The sequence below is a fragment of the Clostridium drakei genome (genome assembly GCF_000633595.2).
Classification (GTDB): Bacteria; Bacillota; Clostridia; order Clostridiales; family Clostridiaceae; genus Clostridium_AM; species Clostridium_AM drakei.
The window spans coordinates 13906-34981 of sequence record NZ_JIBU02000039.1; the positions used below are offsets into that span (position 1 = coordinate 13906).

Here is a 21076-nt window from a genome sequence, read left to right on the forward strand (position 1 = left end):
TAAATATTTAACTGTCATTAAGCCGCAAAAAAAGAAGATAATAACATTTAACTAATGCCTATATCTTCCTTTAATTTTCTCAATAGTAAAATAATACTACTCCTCAATTGAGTATAAGTTTTTTTATAAACTCGTATATCACTGCCAAAAGGATCAAGTATATCACTATTCACTGAAACATATTCATTTAAAGTAAATATTTTATATTTAAACTCAGGAAAGACTTCATATAAAACATTCCTAATACTCTCAGTCATGGTTAAAATAATTTCGGAATTTTTTACCATATCATAAGTAATTCTAACGGCTTTTCTATCACTTATATCAATTCCTATGTTTCCTTTAACAACTTCAGCAGAATTTTTAGAGGTTTTACTATTGTTTACTATAGATATTCCTGCAGAAATAGCTTTTACATTTTTAACATCACATAAATAATTGAATATAGCTTCTGCCATACAACTTCTACAAGTATTACCCGTACAAACAAATAGTATGCTTTTCATGTTTAACCTCCCAAAGATAAAACTTAAACTGTAGTAATATCAAATCCAGCAGACTTCTGCAGCCTATTCATTATTGCTACTCCAACACCAACTTCTTGAAAAGCTTCAGACACTATTACATCTACACCCTGATCATCAAAACTTCTAAGTGTTTCAAACAAATTTTTAGATATACTTATCATATCTTCTCTGCTGCCCAATGATACTACTATTCCATTTTTGTAGTATTTTTTTGTTTCATCTGTAGCCATTATACCCACAGATTTATTTTCACCTATATAATTTTGCACTATTTCATTGATTTTTGCAATAGTTTTTTGCAAATCTCCTGTAACAATTTTTACATGAGCTTTTGGTGCATAATGTTTGTACTTCATTCCAGGTGCCTTAGGTTTAAAATCTTTATCAGGTTTTTTCATTATAGCAGGATCTATATATGCACCTTCATCTACCTCTTTTAGCATTTCAAGAGTTATTCCACCGGGTCTTAAAATACACACTGGCTGTACAGTACAATCTATAACTGTTGACTCTACTCCAATATCACACATTTCTCCACCAATAATATAATCAATTTTGCCATTCATATCCTCAATACATCTCTCTACATCTGTGGGACTTGGTCTTCCTGAAATATTAGCTGATGGAGCTGCTATGGGAACACCACAAGCTCTTATAAATTCTCTAGCTATTACATTTGAAGGCATTCTAATCCCAACACATTTTAACCCTGCAGTTGTAATATCCGGTATAATTTCCGACTTTTGTAGTATCAACGTCATAGGACCTGGCCAAAATTTTTCCATAAGCTTTTTTGCCACTTCTGGTATTTCTTTTACCAATGCATTTATTTCTTTAAAATCTGCTATATGTGCTATCACAGGATTGTCCTGAGGCCTTCCCTTAGCTTCAAAAATCTTTTTTACAGCAGAAGAATCTAATGCATTACCTCCAAGTCCATAAACAGTTTCTGTTGGAAAAGCTACAAGTCCACCTTCTTTTATAACATTAGCTGCCTCTATTATAATATCTCTATCTAAATTTTTTTCATCTAGTATTTTTATTTTTGTATTCATCCCTATATTTACCACCCTTTTTATAAAGTTATTTTTACAGTAAACAAAAGTTAAAATATGTTTTTTATATAAGCACTAATTCTAAACGCAGGCTTAATTGATAATTATACCTTAATAGCACTTAAATTTCAAACGCCTTACAACTTGCCTTACTATTTTTTTATAGAAAAAAAGACTGGAAACTTAATTTTAAATTTCAACAGTCAATAAATAACTTATAGTATATTTACTATCGTAAATCCTACTATTAATCCTGCTAATATTCCAATAGTACTGGTTAATCCTTCCCATAATTTAGAGGATTCTGGTATCATCTCTCCACAAACTACATATAACATTATACCAGATGCAAAGGATAAACACGCAGCTAAGACATTTACTGATATATTACCTATGTATGCACCCACCCAAGTACCTATAGCTGTAGGAAAAGCCGTTACAAAAGCATAAAATAATATTTTTGGTATTTTTACCCTAGATACCATAAGCGGAGCCGCAACGGCAATACCTTCTGGTATATCATGAACTGCAATTATTAAACTCATCTTAATACCAAGTGTAGTTCCTGCCGCAAATCCACATCCCATAATTATTCCTTCAGGGAAATTATGAATCATAAGTCCTAATGCAGCCATAAATGCAACTTTTAAATGTCCGCTTATACTGTCTATGTTTATTTTAGTATCAATAAACGCTATAACCATAATTCCAATTATACAAAATATCAACGTCCATGCAAAACTCCACTTTATAAGAGCTTCTGGAATTAAATCAAATACAACTACAGATAACATAAGGCCTCCAGCAAACCCTATCATTGCTCCTAACATTTTATCAGATGGTTTCTTTACTATAACTCCCAGTGAAGCACCTATCATAGTTCCTATTAATGATACAATACTTCCAATAACTACAACATAAATTGTATTATACCCCAAAAAATCACTCTTTTACTTATTACTATATAAACTAGTTTATTTATCTTACCTATCATATATGCTATTAATTTTATCTACATTTAAATTTTATATTTCTCAGAATTTTCACGATAAAACTTTATTTTTTCCACTGCTTCTTCTGTAAATTCAGCATAAACACAATTTTTATATATAAGATCTAAAAGAGGATATTTATTTATGCTTCCTCTTTTTACTATAGTATAATAATATTCATTTTCTGGATGCATAATTTTAATTCTATTATATTCACAAGCTACATACGGATGGTTTTTTAAAAAATTAATACTAACAGGCAGCATTCTATCACTTCTAAATTTGGATTTAGAAAGCAATATAATTTTAAAATCTTTTTCTCTAGTATCTTTTAACACAACATTTTCCACATGAACTAGGACAATCTTATCACCAGCTATATTAACTTTTTTACCTGTTAACCCCAAACTTATTTTCAATTTATATTCTTCATACTGAAATGTAAGAGATTCTTTATTAATTTTTATACAAATTGCTAGTAGTATAAGTAGCTCTATAACTACCAAATAAATTATATAGAATATATAAAATTTTTTTAAAAAAATCAGTATTGCTGGTAATATAAAAAAAATAAAGCACATAGACAGCATGAATCTTTTATAAGACTTTTTCCGCTTTCTAATGGCTTTATCTATATTCATAGTTTCCCTCTTTTCATAAAATTAATAAACAAAGTTAATTATTCATTATTTCCCATAGCCTTCATTTTTTCGGCTTGATCTGTAGTTATAAGCGCATCTATAACTTCATCTATATCTCCATCTAAATAGGAATCTAATTTATATAAAGTAAGTCCTATTCTATGATCTGTAACTCTTCCTTGTGGATAATTATAAGTTCTTATCCTTTCACTTCTATCACCAGTACCAACTTGACTCTTTCTATCTTCAGCTATGCCTGCACTTCTCTCTGCTTCTGCTCTTTCAAACAATCTAGATTTAAGCACCTTCATAGCTTTTTCTTTGTTCTTAAGTTGAGACTTTTCATCTTGACAAGAAACTACAAGTCCTGTTGGTAAATGAGTAATTCTTACTGCTGAATCAGTAGTATTAACACACTGTCCACCATGTCCTGACGCCCTAAACACGTCTATTCTTATATCATTAGAACTTATAACTAAATCAACATCATCAACTTCAGGTAAAACCGCTACTGTAGCCGTTGATGTATGAATTCTTCCACTAGATTCTGTGTCTGGAACTCTTTGAACTCTATGGACTCCACTTTCATATTTTAATCTACTATAAGCTCCTGCACCCTTTATCATAAATACAATTTCTTTGAATCCACCTATATCTGTGGCATTTAAACTTATAGTTTCAACTTTCCAACCTTTTCGTTCCGCATATCTAGTATACATTCTTGTAAGATTCGCAGCAAATAATGCTGCTTCTTCTCCACCTGCTCCGCCTCTTATTTCTACAAATACATTTTTATCATCATTAGGATCTTTAGGTAAGAGCAGTATTCTTAATTCTTGGTGTGCCTCATCCATAGAAGCTTCAAGTTCTTTTATATCTTCTTGTATCATATCCCTCATGTCTTTATCTGTTTCATCTTTTAGCATTTCTTTGTTACTTTCCAGTTCTTCTTCAGCTTTTCTATATTGTCTATACTTCATTACTAATGTTTCTAATTCCGCATGTTCTTTACATAACTTCTGCCATTCTTTTTGATCTGCCATAATTGACGGATCACTTATTTTTGCTGATAATTCCTCATATTTATTTTCTATAAACTCAAGTCTTTCTAACATACTTTTTTATCACTCCGTATAAATATTTTCACAATTAATAATTATATCACAATACTTTTATAACTATCAACTGATTTCCATTTTTCCTTTTATAACTCTATCCATGCCTGCTAAATCTTTTATGCAACTTATATCAGTAAAACCATTCCGTTCCAATATGCTGCCTACAGAATCTTTTTGGTCATATCCTATCTCAAACAACAAAAATCCTCCGCTATTTAACAACTTTAAACTTTGTAATGTAATTTCCCTGTAAAAATCCAAACCATCTTGTCCCCCACTTAATGCCTCATAGGGTTCATAGTTCTTTACATCCTCCATTAGTGTTGGAATAACATCATTTCTTATATATGGTGGGTTTGAGACTATTATATCAAATTTTTCTTTATTATCTATAAAATAATTTAACAAATCACTTTTTACAACTTCCACCTTATGTTTAAGTTGAAACCTTTTAATATTTTCTAAAGTAACTTCATAGGCAATATTGGAAATATCACTGCACTTGACTTTTATATCCTCAACAAATTTTCCAATGGATATACCTATTGCACCACTTCCACAGCATACATCACATATTTTTTTTAATTTTTGTTCTTTTATACACTTTATAGCTAGTTCCACCAAAATTTCTGTATCAGGCCTTGGAATTAGTACTCCTTCTTTTATATAGAAATCAAGTCCCATAAATTCGCACTTACCTAATATATACTTTACAGGCATCCTTTGCTTTCTAATATTAACAAAGTTATAATATTCTCGCTGTTCATTAACAGTTAATTTATAATCTCTATTTAAAAGTATAAAAAGCCTATCTTTTTTTATTGCTTTTCCAAGAAGAAGTTCACAATCTATCTGATAACTATCTATTCCAACTGACCTTAGTTCTTCATATCCAAATTTTAAGAGCTTTCCAATATTAAATTGTTCCTTCTCCATACACTTTCTCCATTCCTAATTATATTACTTTATTTAATCTTAGTAAACAATTCTAATTTTCATTTTTTAATTTCTCATTTTCTCCCGTTTCTTCTATACCTTCTGCCCATTTAAGAGCCATTATAGCCACTTCTAGTTGCTCTAAATCAGGTTCCCTTGTGGTAAGCTTTTGAAGCATAAGTCCTGGATAAGAGGTTATTCTTGATAAAATGCTATCACTTTTTCCCATCCATTTAATGATTTCATAAGTAATTCCTGAAACTACAGGTAAAAGTATAATTCTGTACAATATTCTTTGCCATAAACTATTCCATCCAGTAAAAGAAAATAATATTATACTTACTATCATAACCAAAAATAAAAAATTAGTTCCACATCTCGGATGAAACCTTTGAAATTTTTTAGCATTTTCAGGTATAAGCTCCATATTATTTTCATAACAAAATATAGTTTTATGTTCTGCTCCATGATATTGAAAAACCCTGTTTATATCATCCATCTTACCTATAAGGTATATATATGTTAAAAAGATTATCACTCTTATAATACCCTCAATTATATTTAACCCTATGGTACTATAAATTCCTATCCTTTTAAAAATATTAGCTGCAAAAGTTGGAAGTATAAAAAATAATATTGTAGCTATTCCTATGGATACAATTAATGTTATTCCCATAAGCACATCATCACTTTTATCCTTAAATATACTTTGAAACCATTTATCTAACTTGCTAGGTTTTTCCTCCTCTTCAGACTCTTCAAAAAATGATGCAGAATAATTTAATGTATTTATACCTATTATTAACGATTCTATTAAGGATACAAATCCTCTTAAAATAGGCAAACCCAATAATTTTTTTCTCTTTGTGTAAGGTATACATTCTTTCCTATCTACAACAATTTCCCCATCAGATTTTCTTACAGCTGTAGCTATTCCTTTCATTCCCCTCATCATTACACCTTCAATTACAGCCTGTCCTCCAACTGAAGTCTTAACTGACATTATTTCACCCCATTTTCACATTTCATTTTATATTCAAAATAGCATTTTGGACATAACGGCTCATATTCAACATTATCTTCTTTATCAATAGCTATTTGTTTACCTTCAAATACAAATTCACCATTTATTTTTCTTCCATTTACAAGTGCTTTTTTACCACAATTACATATGGTCTTTAACTCTTCCAAACTATGTGCCAATAAAAGTAATCTCTCACTGCCTTCAAATCCATTCATTTGAAAGTCAGTTCTAAGTCCATAGCATATAGTTGGAATGTCCTTAATTACTGCTATTTTAAATAGTTCATCTATCTGATGCTTTTTAAAAAATTGTACTTCATCTATTAAAATGCAATTTATTTTTCCATTTTCCTCAACGTATTTTTCTACTCTTTCATAAATATTTTCATTTTTATCAAGTAACATATCCACCTTTCTGTTTATTCCCAACCTAGAAATAACTTTATCTCCTCCTTTAGTATCAGTATAAGGTTTTATAATTATAACCTTCATTCCCCTTTCTTCATAATTATGAGCTACTTGAAGTAAATTGGTAGATTTACCACAATTCATAGCTCCATATCTAAAATACAATTTGCTCATATTATTAACCCCTCTACATTTTAACTTTTTTTAAATTGTTTTATTAAACAAATATATTTTAACAGACCTAATATATATATTAAAGAGTTGTTTTAAACAATTTATTCATTGACTTAATCTCAGCCCTTATGTTATAATACAATAGTTAAAATAGAGGTATATCCTCAAACCGAGAGAGGTGAAAAATATGAAAAACGGCATACATCCAGAATACCATCATGATACGGTAGTTAAGTGTGCATGTGGAAACTCTTTTACAACTGGTTCAACTCAAAAGGAATTAAAAGTTGAAATATGCTCTAAATGCCATCCATTCTTCACTGGTAAACAGAAATTAGTTGATGTTGGTGGAAGAGTTGATAAGTTTATGAAGAAATTTAACTTAACTATGGAAGATGATAAGTAATTTGATTTTCTTAAAACTTATTGAAAAACCTGTCCTTTGCATTGAAAGGACAGGTTTTATTATTTATCCACGTTCTTAGTCATATCCATTTTACTGGCCAAATTTATAAACTCTTCATTATTTTTTGTCTTTGACAGAAGGTTTATTAACTGCTCTGTAACATTTTGAGTATTGTTTTCATCATATAAAACTTTTCTTATATTAAATGCAGCGTCTTTCTCTGCTTGATTTTCAAATAATAAATCGTCTCTTCTTGTTCCTGATTTATATACATCTATAGCAGGGAATATTCTTCTCTCTTGAAGTCTTCTATTAAGATGTACTTCCATATTTCCTGTACCCTTAAACTCTTCAAATATCATATCATCCATTCTGCTTCCTGTTTCTACAAGTGCTGTAGCAAGTATAGTAAGACTGCCGCCTTCTTCTATATTTCTTGCTGCACCAAAAAACTTTTTAGGCATTATTAATGCTCCTGGATCTAATCCACCTGAAAGAGTCCTACCTGTAGGAGTTATAGTTAAATTATATGCTCTAGAAAGCCTTGTTATACTATCTAGTAAAATTACTACATCCTGACCCTGTTCTACCATTCTTTTTGCTCTTTCAAGTACCATATACGCAACTTTTGTATGGTGTTCAGGTTCTTCATCAAATGTTGAATAAATAACTTCACCTTTAATATTCCTTTGCATGTCTGTAACTTCTTCAGGTCTTTCATCTATTAAAACAACAATGAGTTTAACTAATGGATGATTTGCAGATATACTTTGAGCTATCCTTTTTAGAAGAGTGGTTTTACCTGCTTTAGGTGGAGCAACTATAATTCCCCTTTGTCCTTTACCTATAGGAGATATTATATCCATAAGTCTTGTTGATAAATTTTCCCGATTAGTCTCTAGATTCAATCTTTGATTTGGATAGATAGGAATAAGAGTTTCAAATGGTTTTCTTCCAACTGCTCTTTCTGGATTTTCACCATTTACCTTTTCTACATAGAGCAGCGCCTTAAACTTTTCTCCTTCTTTAGGAATTCTAACTTTTCCTTGAACTTCATCACCAGTTTTTAAATTAAATCTTCTTATTTGAGATGGGGATACATATATATCATCTGGTCCCGTTAAATAATTTCTGCCTCTCAAGAATCCGTAATTATTATTTTCTATTATTTCTAGTACTCCTCTTGCTGTATCAGATTCATTTATCATCTCTTTAAGCTTTTCTCTTTTTTCTTCTTCATTAGTTTTATGTTCTTCATTGTTTTTATGTTCTTCAACTTTATCAGCTACTACTTTTTTATCAGCCACTACTTTTGTTTCTTGATTTTTTGTTTCTTTTTCTGACTGAACTTCATTGTCATTAGCTATTGATTCACTTTTAGGGCTTATTTTTTCTCTAAGTATTTTTCCATCCTTTTCAATAGATGCGGGAGAAACTTTTTTAATTTCTTCCATCAATTCAGATTTTTTATACCTAGATATATTCTTAATTCCAAGACTTTTTGCCAATACTTTCAATTCAGCAACAGTCATGCCCTCTATATCCTTAGTCACCAAAAAATAACACCTCACAATATTAAGTTTTCACAATTTATTATAATCTTAGGGAAACGTTTAAGAGAATTCCAATTTAAAAGAATATACCGTACAATACATTATACCCCTTTTTTTTATTTTAATCCACATTTTTCACATTAAATATTATATCTAAGTAAATTTTTAATTTAAGTATATTCACATCATAGCATATAAACTTCTATTAACATTATTACATCTATCTACTCTTTGTTTCACTTTATCATAGTTACCTATATAAAATAGAGGAATTCCTAGTATTTCACACCCTCCAACTATCACTTCACCTTTTATAAGCTCATTAAAACTATATCTATAATAATGAAAGTTATCGCAAACAGGACATTTTACTTCAATATTGATTCCTTTATTAACAGTTTTTAATTTCAAAGAAGGGAATCTTTCACTAATTTTACTTGTTTCAAATAGAGAAAATTTTTTAACATCATAAGACCCATTAAAATTTTTCAATGCAATACTTATATCCATACCTAATAACATAAAAGTCACCCCTTCCTTCACAAAGTTTTATATATATTATTTCTATACATATCATTAAAATCCTTCATGAAAATTCTACAATTATTATTTTCATACAACATTTTTCTTACGTCACTAAGAAAATATCCAGATAAAAATATTTTTAAATTGAGATAAAATAAATAAAAACCTATTTAGTGAAAAGCGTATTTTAGCATTACTATACATATTACACCTAAATTTGTGCAAATAGTAATAGTACTAAATATAACTTTTAACCAAACAGGTTTTATATTAACTTAACAATGTAAAAACAATGTAATATTTTTAATTAAAGTTCAACATCACCATTATCTAAAGATGCCTTTATAAATTCTCTAAATAAAGGATGTGGTCTGTTAGGTCTTGATTTTAATTCAGGGTGAAATTGAACTGCTACAAACCAAGGATGATCCTTTATTTCAACAATTTCAACAAGTCTAGAGTCTGGACTTGTTCCTGATAAAATAAGCCCTGCATCTGTTAATGCTTTTCTGTATTCATTATTAAATTCATATCTATGTCTATGTCTTTCATATATAACTTCTTCACCATAAGCCTCAAAGGAATTAGTACTTTTTAAAAGCTTACATGGGTAAACTCCAAGTCTCATAGTGCCACCTTTTTCATCTATATCTTTTTGGTCTGGCATTAAATCAATTACAGGATAATTTGTATCTTCATTAAATTCTGAGCTATGAGCTTCTTTGTATCCTACTACATTTCTAGCAAATTCTATTACAGCACATTGCATTCCAAGACATATTCCAAGGAAAGGCACATTATTTTGTCTAGCCCATCTTACTGTTTCTATTTTTCCTTCTACTCCTCTATCTCCAAATCCACCAGGAACTAAAATTCCATCCACATCTTTTAGATACTCTGATACATTTTCAGAGGTAACATCTACTGCATTTATCCATTTTATATTTACATTAGCATCATTAGCATATCCACCATGACTTAAGGCTTCAACTACTGATATATATGCATCATGTAATTCAACATACTTTCCAACTAAACCTATTGTAACATTCTTTGAAAGGTTTTTAATTCTGTCTACCATGCTAATCCATTCTGTATTGTCTATTGGTTTACTCTGCAAATTTAGCTTACGACAAACCAAATTATCTAATCCTTCTTTACTAAGCATTAAAGGAACTTCATATAAATTTTCTGCATCTAAATTTTGAATTACAGCATCTCTATCTACATTACAGAATAAACCTATCTTTTCTTTCAAATCATCAGAAAGAGGTTTTTCTGAACGACAAACTATTATATCTGGCTGTATTCCTATACTTCTTAATTCTTTTACTGAATGTTGAGTCGGCTTTGTTTTAAGCTCACCTGATTTTCCAAGATATGGTACAAGTGTGACATGTATGAAGCAAACATTTTCTCTTCCTACATCGTATTTTATCTGTCTTATAGCTTCCAAAAATGGTAATGATTCTATATCTCCTATAGTTCCACCAATTTCAGTTATAACTACATCTACATCTCTTTCTTTTGCAACTCTATATACTCTTGATTTTATTTCATTAGTTATATGTGGAATTACTTGAACAGTACCACCTAAGTAATCTCCTTTTCTTTCTTTTGAAATTACAGACCAATAAATCTTTCCTGTAGTAACATTACTATTCTTACTTAAGCTTTCATCAATGAATCTTTCATAATGTCCTAAATCTAAATCTGTCTCTGCACCATCATCCGTTACAAAAACTTCACCATGTTGATAGGGACTCATTGTTCCTGGATCTATATTTATATATGGATCAAACTTTTGAATTGAAACTTTGAATCCTCTATTCTTTAAAAGTCTTCCTAACGAAGCTGCTGTTATTCCTTTTCCTAATGAGGATACTACTCCTCCAGTTACAAACACATATTTTGTACTCATAAAACTTCCTGCTTAAAAAAAAGCAGTCTTCACCCCCTATGTTTTATAATATTTCTAGTTTTCCCTTTTTACTTTGAGAGAAAAACGCTCCTCAGCAAACTATAAATATATAGTCTACTGCTTATCTTAAACTTTTATTCAATTATGCTAAAATATTTGTTGACAAACTTTTTTATTAGTTTTATAATAAAAAATACCCTATATATTATATAATGGTATTTTTACGTTTTAAAACATACTTAATATACTACCACATTTTTATTTGTTATGCTACTCTTTTTTTTACCTTTCTTTAAAAAATATTTTACTCTATACTTTCCAATATATTCTCTGCTTCAAAATACATGTTTCTTATCTTTGTATTTAACAATATCTTTTCTCTTGCTTTTCTAAAATTACTATTTATATTTTTTGTATTTATGCTTGGAAAGTCTTGTTGTATCATCTTCATATCATCACATCCATATTTTTTTATCAATAGAAAAAATAGATATTTACATTCTTTATCTTTTAATATTTCTAATAATTTCTCTCTACTTATGCCTTTGTACTCACATAAAATATTTATTATCTTTTCATATTGTTCTCTCTTATCATTAAAATACTTAGACATAATACTCACCTTCCCATTTTATTTATATAGTTAATAATAATATTGCCACAATTTTCAATTTGTAAACCTTAATACATAATAAAGTAAAAAACGCAGCATAATATTATTGCTGCGTCTTTATATTTATTTCTAACAATGTATTTTGAGGTTTATGTCCAGAAATACTCATAATATAATCTATAAATACTTCTCCACCATCATCATCTAAATTAACAATTAATTTTTTTGTTTTAGTTTTCAGCTCCAATGTTCCATAAGGAGTGTCATACATGGATATATCTTCTTTGCCTTTGTGGAATTCCATTTTACTAGTAGTACTTCCTGACCTTATAAGCAAAAATTTATCCTCGCTTATCTTTAATGTAGTTGTAGTACCTTCCATTCCTGAAATTTTAGTTTCTTTATAAATAGCATAGTATGTGTTATCCTTTTTATAAAAATTTCCTGGCGTTACTACTTCAATAATATCATCTGTATCTTCAGTTTGCTTACTTAACACAGATATAATAGCTTTTTTTTTCATAAAATCCCCCCCATAGTACTGACGGTTAAAATATAAGCTTAGTCTTTATAATTTTATGGTAATATATATTTATTTAGTTCTTCTTCAGTAGCAGCTTTAACTTCCATGAATTTATCCAGAGGTTGCTTATAATATCCATATTTAATTTCTATTTTTTCTTCATTTTTTCCTTTGCAATACCTTCCAGTAACTTTTGCTGCAAATTCTATATCTTCTTCAGTTGCTTCTCCTATTATCATAACCATAGATCCATTAAAATCACTTGCCAAAAATATCATATCTTTTTTAGTTAAGTATTGCTTTATTTCTTGTGCTTCTTCTGCAGTTCTCGTGGAAATAATTTTAGCTTTTTCTGACACCCTAAAATGTCTTCCATATTTTAAAACTCCCAAATCCCTAGCAATTACATCTTCCTTTTTATCTAAAAGATCTTTTAATCTTTTTGCATAGTTAGGCTCAGTAAGTTTACAACCTCCTGCTGGTGATGGATAATCCTTTATACCCCATTTTTCTGCTAACTCCATTTGAACTTTTCTACTTCTTCCTGATATGTCCATAAGTTTTTCTCTGTCAACTAATCCTTCTAATTCCATCTTTGTTGGAGCAAGATTTTTAGCACATAATGGTCTCAATATCTTATCACTAAATCCAGATTCTTTTTTTACTACATCCAATGAACTTTTATTTTGAGACATAGGCCTTTGATTTAAAACCTCACCTGTTATTATAAAATCGGCTTCATACTTTTCTAGCATTTTACCTGAATAATTCATCATCATTGCATGACAGTCAATACAAGGGTTTATATTTTTCCCATATCCATGCTTTGGGTTTTTAACCATTTCAAAATGCTCTTCTGAAAAATCAACGACTTCTAAAGGAACATCTATCTGTTTAGCCATTCTTATGGCATTATCAGGTCCAAAAAAATAAGATTTAAAACATATTCCTATTACTTCTATTCCTTGATCCTTTATAAGTTTTGCTGCTAATACACTATCTAGTCCCCCAGACATCATTGCAAGTGCTTTTGTCATATTATCACCTTTCCTGTAGACTATAAAATTAGTCCTGCTTTTATTTTTAAAACTTCTAAGTAATAGTTTAGTTAATTTTCAGCACTTTATCAATAGATTAATTTTCTTAATCGTATATTTTTTGCAAAACTATAAAGAATTTTGATCTATATCATTGTTTACATTGTAAGTTTACCATTTGGAGTATTTATAATTTGAATTATTTTTTGTTCATATCCAGTTTCTGCATTTATATACACTACAAAATTATCATCTTTATAATTTCCCGAAAATTCATAGCATAATGCTTCATTATTTGTTTCTGTTGGGACTATAGCGAGTCTTATATTATTTATATTAAGCCTTTTCCCTACTCTTTCTCTAGCTTTATCTTCACTTACCTTTGGTGTAGGTATATTTCTGTTTTCTTCATGTGCTACAAGATACTTTTCTGATTCTATTCCTATTATACTACCGTCATCTAAAGCTATTTTCAACTTTATTTGATCAGGATACATTCTAACATTTTGCTGTGTATATATATAATTTATTAGCGCAGTATCTCCGTAATTTAGCGTATACGTAGGAATCATATTTTTATATCCTATGTTTTGTAAATACTTACTTCCAATATCAACAGATTTATTAAAGTCTACATTAGTTTTATTTATAGCTCTATTATCAATCAAATATACTACCTTTCCACCATGTTTACTTATTTCACAAATTATATCACTATTCTTTCTTCCCTTGATAGCTACTTGGAATCTATATGTATCTATATTTTGTTTTCCTGTACTAGCTTTTGATTGTATAGTTTGAATTTTGTCCTTGCCTATAATTTTGGTAACTACTTGTTCTGCTTCTTTTTGTGAAATTTGCTTTTGTAAATTTATTTTAGGATTTATTTTTAAAGTATTATCTGAAAATGGTCCATCATAAATTAATGCAGGATATTGAGTTACTTGTTTTTGTATACCTTGGAACTGATCATTTATTAACGGTTCTTTATTACTAGCAAGAACACTACTAGTTTTCTTTCTTATATCTCCCCACTTAACCTTACCATTATTTATTTCATCAGATGCTAGTTTTAATTGCTTCTCCAACGAAAAAGATTCATTTTTCAACCTATCTATAGTATTATAATCTTGCTCAGTTAATTCTCTTCCTTCGGAAGATACTTTAGCTAAAGTATAACAAAAGTCTCCTACTTGAGATACAAATTTACTTGTATCTCCTATAACCTGCTGAGATATTGGCAAGGAATGAAGTTTGTCATTTGCTATAGCTGAATATCTGAATATATTTTCAAATACAACTATACTTTGTTCCTTCGATCCAACTACATTTGCTTTTCCTAAATCTACTCTTATGTTTTGCACTGAACTTATAAGGTCATACATATTTTTACTATATTCTCCTTGAAGATAATTCCTATAATCCGTCCTTTCAAGAGTCATAAGGATTGCAAAAGTGCTTGAAAAAACTACTATTAATGCAACTACAGATGTATATATTATTCTCTTTCTAGTAAATTTCATAAAAATTCCTCCTAAAATGCTTATTTTAAATACAACTTATTTATATTATCCATATTTAATTAATTGTTATTCATTATGTATCCATTTTCTTAAATATTATGAATAAAACCATATCTTAGAGTCAAAAATAAATTAAATAATAATAAAAAATTACAACTATAAAATAAACTTTTGAATTACAATATATAGTATGTAAACATATTATCTTAACATTAAATTTTTCTTACTTATATTAATTTTTTCTTAAATGTTATCTAAACTTGTTTATTATTGCTCTTATATTTTATATAATGTTATTACATACTTAACCAGAAGGTGATTAAATGAAATTTTTGATTCTTTCAGTTTCTGCAGGTGGAGGACACGGTCATGCTGCAGAAGCACTAAAAGATTATATAAATTTAAAAATTCCTGAATCTGAAATAAAAATTATAGATACGTTAAAATATATAAATCCAATAATTGATAAGGTAGTAATTGGAAGTTATTTGAAAACTTTAAAAGTTACTCCTTCTCTTTATGGGAAATTATACAATTATTCAGAAGGGGATTATGGAATTACTAATACTATTAGTGCTAAATTTAACGAAATCATGACTTACAAACTAATACCACTAATTGATGAATTTTCTCCTAACATTTTAATATGTACTCATCCATTTACAACAGAAATGGTATCTATAATGAAATCTAAATATAATTTAAATATACCTGTTATGTCCATAATCACGGATTATTATCCCCATGGATCTTGGTTACATTCTTACATAGATGCTTATGTAGTTTCAAACAAAGACATGGTTGAAGACATGGTATCCAAGGGAATACCAAAAAACACAATTCACGATTTGGGCATACCTGTAAACCCTAGCTTTATGGACAAATATAAGAAAGATGATACCTTAAAGGAATTGAACTTGGACCCTTCCAAATTTACTATCCTAGTTATGGGTGGAAGTTTAGGTATGGGTAAAATTACAGATGTATACCATGAGCTTAATAAAGTAAATAAAGATATTCAAATAATTGTAATAACAGGTAAAAACGAAAAACTTTATAATGAACTATCAATATTAGAACAGACTTCAACAAAACCTACTAAGATAATAGGATTTACTGACAAAGTCAATAAATATATGCAAGCTTGTGATTTACTTTTAACTAAACCTGGTGGGCTTACAATAACAGAAGCTCTTATATGTGGAATCCCTTTGGGAATCTTTTCTCCAATTCCAGGACAAGAAGAAAAAAATGCAGAATTTCTTTTAAATCATAATTTAGCAATTAATCTATCTGATACTAACAAATGTCAAGAAACTATAGAAAACCTATTACAATTTGAAGATAAATTGGAAGTTATGAAATCAAACTGCAGTAAATTTTCAAAGCCTGATAGCGGAGATAGAATAGTTGAACTAATAAAATACTTAATAAAAAACAAAAGCATTTCAAGTTTAAAAAACTTTGATAAAGATTATGAAAAGGATAATAATATTAAAACATTTTTTAAATCTGTTGAAGAATACTTCCTGAAAACAGCAATTAAAATTTTTGCAAACAACTAAAAAATCCAGTATTTATTTCACTGGATTTTTCTTATCTTTTAATAATTCTAAAATCTTAAATTTAACTTTTATACTATTTTTATTACCAGAATTACTTATTTGATTATCTATCATTTTATACTCTTCAGGAGATAGAACCTTTTTCATATCTTTCTCTGTTTCCTTATAAGAAACTTCCCCTTTTGTAATATCAACAAAACATAAAGGCGGAAACATTACACACCACCAATTCTGACCTTCACCATCTCCTATAATTATTCTATAGGCTTCATATTTTCCCTGTGGCAATGTTATATTGCCATAGGTTTTTATAGGAAAGTTTTCATTAGATAATGTGGTTTTAACAACATAATTATATCCATTTTTGCTTATTACATCTTTTGCTATCGTTATTATTTCATTGTTATCTTTTCTAATTATTTCTCTAGATTCCTCTATACTTTTTGAATTTTTTAACTTAGGCTGCATATACTCTAAAACTTTATCTCTAACTTTTAACTTAAGAGCTTGGTCACTTTTTGAGTCACTGTTTGCTATTACATGAAATCTTATAATTTTAGAAGCTATATCTTCTTGAACAGAATCACCACTTACTTTTGTTCTATTAACAGTTAAGGCAAATATACCTAAAATACAAATAAAAATAACTAAAACCTTTTTCATAACTTTTATCCCCCATTTATAATTTGTTATTAGTATTATTGACACATATTTTAGTTATATTCACCCTAAATATATTTATTAGTCTTTCTAAGAATTATAGTTATTTTGATACCCCTATTCTCCTTATATTTGTAGTTACATTAACATTTATTACTGAATTTTTATATGCTTCAGGCCAATTATTCTTCTTTTGATTCCAGATTTGAGGATGATACTTTTTTATGTATTCTCCTAATTCCGCTGGATCAACTTGATATTCATTTTGAGTAATTCTAATTAACTGTTCACATTCTTCCCTTAACGATTTATTAAAATCATTTTCTATAATATTCAATTCATTTTTGGAATCTAAATTACTATCTATATAGTACTCCTTTAGTTCACCTTCTAAATTAATATACACATTAAATATAAGTTTTCCATCAACATCCTTTACTCTTATTTTTCTACCTGTACTATTAAATGAAACATCTACGGGATGCCCATCTTTATATATTGCTTTCTTACCCTCATGAAGTTTACCCTTTAGTATTTGTAAATTAACAGTTTGTATAGGTGATAAATATCCCTTCAATTTATAACCTTCTATTATCCCAGCTCCACTCATTTTCAGTTCTTTTTTATCTTTATCTATCTCCATAACTGGCAATGCTATATTCCCATTTTCATTTAATGATACAAGAAATTTATTTAACGTTACAGGTAATACAGCATTTCCTGCATCATTTTCAATCAAACCAGTTATATAACTTTCAACATTTTTTTCTGTTTTGGGTTTATATTTTATATAATCTTCTGTCTTTCCTTTTGCTATAGCTACATCCATCATCCTATCTAATGAAGCTTGCCTTTGCAAATAGTCTACTATCTCTTTTAAAGTATCTGGGTGTTGTAAAATTTCACTGCTTAATACTAAAAGCTTTGTATGACTAAATTTTACAATCCTACTAGTTTTAGCACTAGCCTTGCTTATAGCATCTTCCATTGAATAAGCATCTGTATCTATATATATATCTTCAGCAGTTCCACCTTTATCTGGCCCTAATTTACTTATATCTGGAGATCCTAAAATAACATGTATCCTTTTAACATTGACACCATTATAAGGATCGTCTGACTTTACTTCTTTAGGTTTTTTATCTATTTGTTCTCCAACATCCACACCTACAACAGATATAAAGCTTTTTCTATCTATTTCAACTTTGTCCCAACATCCAGTAAAAGTGCAACAAATCAATACTAATGGTAGAAATTTTTTAAGTTTCATTTTGCTCAACTCCCCTTTCTTGATTACTCCTAACTTTATTTATTAAAAGTAATAATAAAGGAAGTACAATCAACACATATAATGCAAATGCATGTGTCCCTGTTTTTCCCATCTCATAAAGCTCAGCTATATTTTGTGGGTACATTGATATAGCATATATAAAAGGAATTATAATCAACATTGATAATTTTACATCTTTTAACTTAAATACATCTTTAACTATATCTGCAGAAAAATAATAATAATTAATAAAAGTTGTAAAATAAAATATTATCCACATAGCCATTACTATACCTTCCCATCTTTCTATAAAAGCTCCAGGTATATTTATAGATTTTATCATGGTTATAGTTGGCCATATTAAAGTTTCCGTTTGCTCATTTGAAAAAATTGATATACAAAATATTACTATGATTGTATAAAATATTGTCACAAAACCAATACTTTTTAAGATACATTTTTTTATTCCTGCTTTGTTGCCTACAAATGGTAAAAATAAATACATCAATTCAAATCCTGTAAATGTAAATACTGCAGTATTCATTCCTTTCAAATAATTGATAGGTGCATTGTTGAATACTGGAAAAATATTTGTAAAATCTAAATGATTTAAAGTCAACAAAAGTACTAAACCTATAGGCAAAAACATTATTCCAAAGGCAATTTCATTAAATTTTACTAAATTATCAATTTCACCTCTTATAAGATAACTTCCTGTAATTATAGTCACTACAATCAAAAATTCAGTAGGTGTTTTTTCTAGAAGATACATTTTTATTACTTCTACAAAAGATCTCATTCCTATTGCCATTGAAAATGTAGTATAAGCTACAAAAATTATTGATAAAATCCCACCAAATATCTTTCCAAAATTATTTTCCATTAAATCAAGAAATTTATTAAAATTATTGATTTTAACCACTTTATATATAAGATATGCTAATGCATAAGCTATAAACCCAACCAATAAGGTTACAATCCATCCATCATTACCAACAACAGTGGCTAATTCACTAGGATAAGCAAATATTCCTATTCCTACAATGCTCACAACAACTGTAGAAAATAATCCAAAAGATGTAATAGAATTTTTATTAATCATAAAATGTACTCACCTCTATTTTTGTCGTACTTTATCTTCTGTATTCATATATTCTGGTCTTTTCTTAAAACATTTTAACGGAAATCTTATATACATATCTTTAAAATCACTCATTCGAGGATTAACCAGTGGTGCTAAATAAGGTACCCCAAAACTTCTAAGTCTTACTAAGTGTACAAGTATACATATTAGTCCTATCATAATTCCATAAAGGCCTAATATTGATGATGCTATTATAAGAAGAAACCTCAATATTCTAAAAGCAGATGTAATTTGATAATTAGGAGTCGTAAAACTTGTTATTGCGGTGACAGATACTATAATTATCATTATCGGACTTACTATTCCAGCCGTTACAGCTGCCTGACCTATTATAAGACCACCTACTATACCAATAGTTGCTCCTATAGGCTTAGGTAATCTTGCTATAGCCTCAAGTAAAAAAGCAAGACTTACCTCCATGATTAGTGCCTCTACAAATGCTGGAAAAGGTACACCTTCTCTAGATGCTGCAATAAAATAAGCCAATTTCGTAGGGATTATAGATGTATGAAATGATGTAACTGCAACATATAACGGTGGAAGTATTAATGATATAATTATTGAAAAAAACCTTATAAGTCTTACTACTGATCCATTAATCCATCTCTGGTAATAATCATCTGGTGCTTGAAATAAATTAGGCAGAGTTGTAGGCACTATAAGTGCAAATGGAGAATTATCTACCAATATAGCTATTCTTCCTTCATATAATGCTGCTGCTACCACATCTGGCCTTTCTGTACTCTGTATTTGTGGAAATACAGAAAATGTACTATCTTCTATGAGTTGCTCTATATATCCGCTATCTAATACAGCGTCTATATTTATTTTATTTATCCTACTTAAGAGCTCCTCTAGTGCACCCTTATTTACAATATCATCAATATACATTATTACTACATCAGTTTTAGATCTTGTTCCTATGCTTTTAGGTGATATCTTTAATCTAGTATCTCTTATTCTTCTTCTAACCAATGCAGTATTGAATCTTACAATTTCTGTAAAGCCATCTCTACCTCCCCTTATTGCTGTTTCCCCAGATGGTTCTGATACACCTCTGGTAGGCCAAGCACGAGTGGCTATAATATAACAAGTTTCAAGGCCTTCAATGAACATTAATGTATCACCAGAAAGCACTGCATTAACACCTTCACTAAGCTTTTTTACGTCTCTCAAATCGGAAACTGTTAGTATTCTATTTTTTATTTCCTCTACTTTTGTTATCCTACTCCCTCTAATCATAAGTGTTTCTAACACATAATCATCTAAAAGTAGTTTATCTCCCATACCATCTACATACACTAATGCAGACTTAAATTCTCCTATGTAAAATTCCCTATAAACTATATCAGAACTTCCTTCTAATAAATCTTTTATATAAGAAATGTTATCGCTAACTTTTTTAACTATTTCATCTCTTATTTGTTCTTTCAACGATCACCACTTCCTTAAATTAATTAAT

At 29.0% G+C, this 21076-nt stretch carries 21 protein-coding genes; 2 read left to right on the forward strand and 19 right to left on the reverse strand.

Annotated features, from left to right (window positions below; all coding sequences use genetic code 11):
• Positions 1 to 47: 47 nt before the first annotated feature.
• The 8 genes from EG57_RS0218240 to EG57_RS0218275 form a co-directional block, all read right to left on the reverse strand.
• Positions 48 to 506 (reverse strand): low molecular weight protein arginine phosphatase, encoded by a 459-nt coding sequence (locus EG57_RS0218240; RefSeq protein WP_032078580.1) that lies wholly within the window; start codon positions 504 to 506, stop codon positions 48 to 50.
• 23 nt (positions 507 to 529) lie between these two features.
• Positions 530 to 1582, reverse strand: coding sequence for an L-threonylcarbamoyladenylate synthase (locus EG57_RS0218245; protein WP_032078581.1), 1053 nt, complete (start codon positions 1580 to 1582; stop codon positions 530 to 532).
• 215 nt (positions 1583 to 1797) lie between these two features.
• Positions 1798 to 2520, reverse strand: a complete 723-nt coding sequence (locus EG57_RS0218250) for a ZIP family metal transporter (RefSeq protein WP_032078582.1) — start codon at positions 2518 to 2520, stop codon at positions 1798 to 1800.
• A gap of 80 nt (positions 2521 to 2600) precedes the next feature.
• Positions 2601 to 3215 (reverse strand): hypothetical protein, encoded by a 615-nt coding sequence (locus EG57_RS0218255; protein WP_032078583.1) that lies wholly within the window; start codon positions 3213 to 3215, stop codon positions 2601 to 2603.
• A gap of 38 nt (positions 3216 to 3253) precedes the next feature.
• Positions 3254 to 4330, reverse strand: a complete 1077-nt coding sequence (gene prfA, locus EG57_RS0218260; protein ID WP_032078584.1) for a peptide chain release factor 1 — start codon at positions 4328 to 4330, stop codon at positions 3254 to 3256.
• Positions 4331 to 4396: 66 nt separating this feature from the next.
• On the reverse strand, positions 4397 to 5269 hold the full coding sequence (gene prmC, locus EG57_RS0218265) for a peptide chain release factor N(5)-glutamine methyltransferase (RefSeq protein WP_032078585.1): 873 nt from the start codon (positions 5267 to 5269) through the stop codon (positions 4397 to 4399).
• Between the two features lie 52 nt (positions 5270 to 5321).
• Positions 5322 to 6272 (reverse strand): DUF1385 domain-containing protein, encoded by a 951-nt coding sequence (locus EG57_RS0218270; protein ID WP_032078586.1) that lies wholly within the window; start codon positions 6270 to 6272, stop codon positions 5322 to 5324.
• Complete coding sequence (locus tag EG57_RS0218275) at positions 6272 to 6874, reverse strand: thymidine kinase (RefSeq protein ID WP_032078587.1); 603 nt, start codon at positions 6872 to 6874, stop codon at positions 6272 to 6274. The genes EG57_RS0218270 and EG57_RS0218275 overlap by 1 nt, the downstream gene beginning before the upstream one ends.
• Positions 6875 to 7061: 187 nt before the next feature.
• Here EG57_RS0218275 and rpmE point away from each other — a divergent pair, with 187 nt between their 5' ends.
• Positions 7062 to 7280, forward strand: a complete 219-nt coding sequence (gene rpmE, locus EG57_RS0218280; protein WP_029159232.1) for a 50S ribosomal protein L31 — start codon at positions 7062 to 7064, stop codon at positions 7278 to 7280.
• 59 nt (positions 7281 to 7339) lie between these two features.
• Here rpmE and rho read toward each other — a convergent pair whose 3' ends face one another.
• From rho to ypeB, 7 genes are all read right to left on the reverse strand, one after another.
• Positions 7340 to 8836, reverse strand: coding sequence for a transcription termination factor Rho (gene rho, locus EG57_RS0218285; protein WP_032078588.1), 1497 nt, complete (start codon positions 8834 to 8836; stop codon positions 7340 to 7342).
• A gap of 177 nt (positions 8837 to 9013) precedes the next feature.
• Complete coding sequence (locus EG57_RS0218290) at positions 9014 to 9355, reverse strand: hypothetical protein (protein ID WP_032078589.1); 342 nt, start codon at positions 9353 to 9355, stop codon at positions 9014 to 9016.
• Between the two features lie 310 nt (positions 9356 to 9665).
• Positions 9666 to 11279, reverse strand: coding sequence for a CTP synthase (locus EG57_RS0218295; protein WP_032078590.1), 1614 nt, complete (start codon positions 11277 to 11279; stop codon positions 9666 to 9668).
• A 304-nt stretch (positions 11280 to 11583) separates the two neighbouring features.
• Positions 11584 to 11892 carry a hypothetical protein gene (locus EG57_RS0218300; RefSeq protein ID WP_032078591.1) on the reverse strand — a complete coding sequence of 103 codons (309 nt, stop codon included), beginning with the start codon at positions 11890 to 11892 and terminating at the stop codon, positions 11584 to 11586.
• A 103-nt stretch (positions 11893 to 11995) separates the two neighbouring features.
• Positions 11996 to 12415, reverse strand: coding sequence for a YwiB family protein (locus tag EG57_RS0218305; RefSeq protein WP_032078592.1), 420 nt, complete (start codon positions 12413 to 12415; stop codon positions 11996 to 11998).
• Positions 12416 to 12468: 53 nt separating this feature from the next.
• Positions 12469 to 13452: a DUF814 domain-containing protein gene (locus tag EG57_RS0218310; protein ID WP_032078593.1), complete on the reverse strand. Its 984-nt coding sequence runs from the start codon at positions 13450 to 13452 to the stop codon at positions 12469 to 12471.
• A gap of 158 nt (positions 13453 to 13610) precedes the next feature.
• Positions 13611 to 14975: a germination protein YpeB gene (gene ypeB, locus EG57_RS0218315; protein WP_032078594.1), complete on the reverse strand. Its 1365-nt coding sequence runs from the start codon at positions 14973 to 14975 to the stop codon at positions 13611 to 13613.
• A 323-nt stretch (positions 14976 to 15298) separates the two neighbouring features.
• On the opposite strand from ypeB, the gene EG57_RS0218320 reads away from it, so the two are divergent.
• A complete protein-coding gene (locus EG57_RS0218320; RefSeq protein ID WP_032078595.1) occupies positions 15299 to 16540 on the forward strand; it encodes an MGDG synthase family glycosyltransferase in 1242 nt (413 codons plus the stop codon).
• 12 nt (positions 16541 to 16552) lie between these two features.
• Here the strand turns inward: EG57_RS0218320 and spoIIR are convergent, their stop codons facing one another.
• From spoIIR to EG57_RS0218340, 4 genes are all read right to left on the reverse strand, one after another.
• A complete protein-coding gene (gene spoIIR, locus EG57_RS0218325) occupies positions 16553 to 17203 on the reverse strand; it encodes a stage II sporulation protein R (protein ID WP_032078596.1) in 651 nt (216 codons plus the stop codon).
• 100 nt (positions 17204 to 17303) lie between these two features.
• The gene (locus EG57_RS26750) at positions 17304 to 18470 is read right to left on the reverse strand and encodes a Ger(x)C family spore germination protein (protein WP_032078597.1); all 1167 of its coding nucleotides are present in this window, start codon (positions 18468 to 18470) and stop codon (positions 17304 to 17306) included.
• Positions 18460 to 19572: a GerAB/ArcD/ProY family transporter gene (locus EG57_RS26755; protein ID WP_032078598.1), complete on the reverse strand. Its 1113-nt coding sequence runs from the start codon at positions 19570 to 19572 to the stop codon at positions 18460 to 18462. The genes EG57_RS26750 and EG57_RS26755 overlap by 11 nt, the downstream gene beginning before the upstream one ends.
• A gap of 15 nt (positions 19573 to 19587) precedes the next feature.
• Positions 19588 to 21048, reverse strand: coding sequence for a spore germination protein (locus EG57_RS0218340; protein ID WP_032078599.1), 1461 nt, complete (start codon positions 21046 to 21048; stop codon positions 19588 to 19590).
• Positions 21049 to 21076: the final 28 nt, after the last annotated feature.